Below are 1,874 nucleotides of genomic sequence, written 5' to 3'. Positions count from 1 at the left end.
GGGCCGCACGGTGGGTTCACCGTGCGGCCCAGGGCGGGTCTGTTCGCCGGGGGTCAGCCCTTGCGGTTGTTGATCTCTTCGGTGAGCTGGGGGACGACGGCGAAGAGGTCACCGACGACGCCGTAGTCGACGAGCTCGAAGATCGGGGCCTCGGCGTCCTTGTTGATCGCGACGATCGTCTTCGAGGTCTGCATACCCGCCCGGTGCTGGATCGCACCCGAGATACCCGAGGCGATGTACAGCTGCGGGGAGACCGACTTACCCGTCTGCCCGACCTGGGAGGTGTGCGGGTACCAGCCCGCGTCCACCGCGGCACGCGACGCACCCACCGCGGCACCCAGAGAGTCCGCGAGCGCCTCGATGACGGGGAAGTTCTCCGCACCGTTGACCCCACGGCCACCCGAGACCACGATCGCCGCCTCCGTCAGCTCCGGACGCCCGGTCGACTCACGCGCCGTCCGCGAGGTCACCCTCGTACCCGTCGCCGCGTCACCGAACGACACCGACAACGCCTGAACCGCACCCGCGGCGGCAACCGGCTCGACGGGAGCCGAGTTCGGCTTCACCGTGATCACCGGCACCCCCCTCGACACCCGGGACCTCGTCGTGTACGAAGCGGCGAACGCCGCCTGCGTCGCCACGACACCCTGCTCACCGGCCTCCAGATCCGTCGCGTCCGTGATGACACCGGAGCCGACCCGCAGCGCCAGCCGCGCCGCGACCTCCTTGCCCTCCGCGGAGGACACCACCAGCACCGCCACCGGGGAGACCGCCTCGAACGCGGCCTGCAGGGCATCGACCTTCGGAACCACCAGATAGTCCGCGAACTCCGACGCGTCCGACACCAGGACCCTCACCGCACCGTGCTCACCCAGCACCGACGCGGTCGCCTCCGCACCCGCACCCAGCGCCACCGCGACCGGGTCACCGACCCGACGCGCCAGCGTCAGCAGCTCCAGCGTGGGCTTACGGACCGCACCGTCCACATGATCGACCAGAACAAGAACTTCAGCCATGACAACGCACTCCAGAAGAGAAGGAAGAGAAGAGGAGAGAGCAGGGAGCAGGGGCGGGGCCTAGATGAACTTCTGGCCCGCGAGGAACTCGGCCAGCTGCTTGCCGCCCTCACCCTCGTCCTTCACGATCGTGCCCGCCGTACGCGCCGGACGCTCCGTGGCGGAGTCCACCGCCGTCCACGCACCCGCCAGACCCACCTCGTCCGCCTCCAGACCCAGGTCACCCAGATCCAGCGACTCGACCGGCTTCTTCTTCGCCGCCATGATCCCCTTGAACGACGGGTAACGCGCCTCACCCGACTGGTCGGTCACCGACACCACCGCCGGAAGCGAAGCCTCCAGCCGCTCCGACGCCGCGTCACCATCACGCCGCCCCGTCACGACACCACCGTCCACCGCGACCTCGGACAGCAACGTCACCTGCGGCACCCCCAGACGCTCCGCCAGCAGCGCCGGGAGAACACCCATCACACCGTCCGTGGACGCCATCCCACAGATCACCAGGTCATACCCGGTCTTCTCCACAGCCTTCGCCAGCACCAGCGACGTCCCCATCACATCACTGCCGTGCAGATCGTCGTCCTCGACGTGAACCGCCCTGTCCGCACCCATCGACAACGCCTTGCGCAACGCGTCCTTGGCATCCTCCGGACCCACCGTCACCACGGTGATCTCCGCATCGTCCGCCTCGTCAGCGATCTGCAACGCCTGCTCGACCGCGTACTCGTCCAGCTCCGACAACAGACCGTCGACATCCTCACGGTCCAGCGTCAGGTCATCGGCGAAACGCCGGTCACCGGTCGCGTCGGGCACGTACTTCACACAGACAACGATCCTCAAGCTCACGCCGGCTCTCCT

General features: G+C 68.4%; 2 protein-coding genes. Both read right to left on the bottom strand.

Features of this window, described 5'->3' with window-relative positions:
• Positions 1-53 precede the first annotated feature (53 nt).
• On the bottom strand, positions 54-1,016 hold the full coding sequence (locus IG90_RS0138565; RefSeq protein ID WP_030595931.1) for an electron transfer flavoprotein subunit alpha/FixB family protein: 963 nt from the start codon (positions 1,014-1,016) through the stop codon (positions 54-56).
• A 60-nt stretch (positions 1,017-1,076) separates the two neighbouring features.
• Entirely contained in the window at positions 1,077-1,862 is a 786-nt protein-coding gene (locus tag IG90_RS0138560; protein WP_030595928.1) for an electron transfer flavoprotein subunit beta/FixA family protein, read from the bottom strand.
• Positions 1,863-1,874 lie beyond the last annotated feature (12 nt).

The organism is Streptomyces anulatus (assembly GCF_000721175.1).
GTDB classification, from domain to species: domain Bacteria; phylum Actinomycetota; class Actinomycetes; order Streptomycetales; family Streptomycetaceae; genus Streptomyces; species Streptomyces anulatus_C.
This window is presented reverse-complemented; position numbering and strand designations above follow the sequence as displayed.

Excerpts from the sequence above, each read along its gene's own strand:
- IG90_RS0138565 (WP_030595931.1), bottom strand. The coding sequence starts at position 1,016 with ATGGCTGAAGTTCTTGTTCTGGTCGATCATGTGGACGGTGCGGTCCGT.